This is a genomic window from Pseudoduganella flava (genome assembly GCF_007830495.1).
GTDB classification, from domain to species: domain Bacteria; phylum Pseudomonadota; class Gammaproteobacteria; order Burkholderiales; family Burkholderiaceae_D; genus Rugamonas; species Rugamonas flava.
The window spans coordinates 1-1,860 of record NZ_VLKW01000031.1; the positions used below are offsets into that span (position 1 = coordinate 1).

The following is a 1,860-nucleotide window of genomic DNA, read 5'->3' on the forward strand; positions in this document are numbered from 1 at the left end:
CCAATGTCGTACATCGCCTCGAGTATCGTCTCGCGTTCGACGGTTTCGATCTCATCCTCGAACTGGTTGATGTGATCGAAGGCCTCAGAAAACACTTGCAGCCGCGCAGCGTCGGATGCCTGTGGGCCAAGATCCTTCAGGCGTTGAATTAGCTTTATGAATGCCGGCCTCACTTTGGCCAAAACGCCCGGGTCGCCCTCGGAAAGGAGTTCGGTTTGGAGGATATCGTCGAGTGTACGCATATTTTTTATCGCCATCACCCTTTCTTTGACGGCGATGGAAGTCGTATGTCCTTGAAAATAAAAGATTTCGCGTCGTCCCAGTTCACGCTGTCTCGAAGTAGCGTAGTAGTCGCTTGCGCAATTTCTCGGGATCGGTGTGCAGCCCGCACATTTCGTGTCCACGAATGATGTCCCAGTCTTCCTGCGGATCCAGTCGATCCTTTATGACCCCGCCTCCCAGGGAGGAGTATTTTTTCGTCAGCTCGATCAATCTCGCACCAAGGTTTCCTGGATTGAAGATAGCCGAAAGCATTAGCTTGGGAACTGGCTCCGCGCTCGGGGTAACCACGGCGGACAGCACTTTTCCCAGGAATATGGGACTTAGCGCTTGGTCCGAGACGAACACATAGAAGAGCGAAGAGACACGGTTGAGGTCCAATACCGGCCACGACGGATTCGTGTTCGATATGTCGAAGAATTGCATAATGCCGTTGTTACGCATCTGTGCAAGCGTGTACTTCGCCTCGACCAGCTTCACGCAGACTACTTCACCTTCCTTTAGCGAAATCTTCCTTATGCGGTTCATTGTTTTTAATTCAATTGAGGGGCGATGGCGCAATGCCTTTGAACACAGCATCCCATGCAATTTCTGTTACACCGGGTTGTCATCCGAAAGGCGCATAGCGGTAGGTTTCGTTCAGCGGCAAGTACTGTACTCCGAGCAGCTTTTCACCCACCGCCTTGAATTCTTCGGTGCACACTAATTCGAATATATCAGGGTTGAAGAACAGAGGTGGAGTTCCGATATCTTTGGCGACATATTTGTCTATCCTGGCATAGATCGGAACCCCCGGGTAGACAGTGTTATATAGAACGCCGCCGTTTTCAAGATCCTGCTCATCTTCAAAATCGGATTGATCGCGGTCCAATAAGGCAAGGCTGGCACCGGGAAGAAAGAAGAAATAACTCTTTCTAGTTGGTGATCCATCGGCCAAAATGATTTTGACAGGCACCGAACGGTGAGGGACGTCTAATCCAGTGCACACGTCAAGAAATTCTTGAGAGACGATCTTTTGGTCGCCGTTACTCATATCGAAATTGACCTCCACGATCTCCGGGTCAGTCACCTGGAGGACATAGTCCTTGGTTACCGTAATAGCAGCCGGGTCATAAACGAACGACGGCCATTCGGTGACCCTGTGGTTTAATTCGGCAGCCATGTAAATGGGGCAGCCTGGATGCTTATTGGTGTATTGCGCGATATAGAAATTTTTCATTAGATAAGTCTTCCGGTAATTGCGTCAATTGCGTATTTTCCGCTTTCAAGGCCTTCTCGAGCGATATTCTGGATATGCTGTATGCCAAGAACAAGCTGAGTATCGCTTAGTCTTCCTGTGCTAAACCGTCGGTACAAGGCCGCTACTTCCACTCGAATCGCGTCGGTGTAATTTTGATGGCTGGACCAATGACCTGGAAGACCTATCGTCTTCGCCAAAGACTCATTGCCGGGCAAGAATATGCCGTTTGATGCACCGTCGCCATCGAAGCCCAGGATTCGGAGCCTATCAAACATGCTTGCATAGTTGACGTCCTTCATCAGCTCCTCAGGGATCAAATGGTGATTCGCCATCCCATCCCC

Annotated in this window: 4 protein-coding genes; all 4 read right to left on the minus strand. The window is 50.2% G+C overall.

Translation table 11 applies throughout. The features are described from left to right. On the minus strand, positions 1 to 242 hold a 242-nt coding region (locus IP92_RS29775), incomplete at its 3' end, for a basic helix-loop-helix domain-containing protein (protein WP_145882356.1). Positions 243 to 324: 82 nt separating this feature from the next. Next, positions 325 to 858, minus strand: a complete 534-nt coding sequence (locus tag IP92_RS29780; RefSeq protein WP_503826284.1) for a DUF8309 domain-containing protein — start codon at positions 856 to 858, stop codon at positions 325 to 327. A 28-nt stretch (positions 859 to 886) separates the two neighbouring features. After that, positions 887 to 1,498, minus strand: coding sequence for a hypothetical protein (locus IP92_RS29785; protein WP_145882360.1), 612 nt, complete (start codon positions 1,496 to 1,498; stop codon positions 887 to 889). Continuing rightward, positions 1,498 to 1,860, minus strand: a 363-nt coding sequence (locus IP92_RS29790; RefSeq protein WP_199750459.1) for an AHH domain-containing protein, incomplete at its 5' end; no start/stop codon positions are given. The genes IP92_RS29785 and IP92_RS29790, both read right to left, overlap by 1 nt.